Source organism: Vibrio sp. S457-15 (genome assembly GCF_000960545.1).
GTDB lineage: Bacteria > Pseudomonadota > Gammaproteobacteria > Enterobacterales > Vibrionaceae > Vibrio > Vibrio parahaemolyticus.
Genome location: NZ_JYOQ01000055.1, coordinates 1 through 421 on the forward strand (window position 1 = coordinate 1; position 421 = coordinate 421).

Below are 421 nucleotides of genomic sequence, written 5' to 3' on the forward strand. Positions count from 1 at the left end.
TTCCAGAACATCGTTAGTCGGAGTCATGATGCGAGTGTAGATATTACCCAGCCCTTCCAAGTTAAACAGATCAGCGCCGTGCTGCGCGTGATCAAACTCGTACGCCACCGTTTGATAAATCGGCGTCGCGCCAGATTTAGTGGTAGGGTCAGTTTCGTATCCAAAATGGATGCATAGCGTTTCGTCTTTCATGTTCTTCCTTGAGCGTCATCGAGATAAATCGTGGACTTATCATGTCGACTTTTTAACCACAGAGCCTCGTTATGGGTCACATTGCCTAAGTCCAGAATCGTTTATGAAATTGAAAAATGTAACATTTTTGATATTCATCGATGGGTATAACTTGCGCTTGATTGAAAGTCTTTAATCTTGTTGATAATCCTCCTTCAATATGAACTAAAGTTAATTTGCCCTATTGCGT

The 421-nt window shown here is 41.8% G+C and carries 1 protein-coding gene; it reads right to left on the reverse strand.

Annotated features, from left to right (window positions below):
* Positions 1-192, reverse strand: a 192-nt coding sequence (locus UF05_RS07630; RefSeq protein WP_048852357.1) for a PLP-dependent transferase, incomplete at its 3' end; no start/stop codon positions are given.
* Positions 193-421 lie beyond the last annotated feature (229 nt).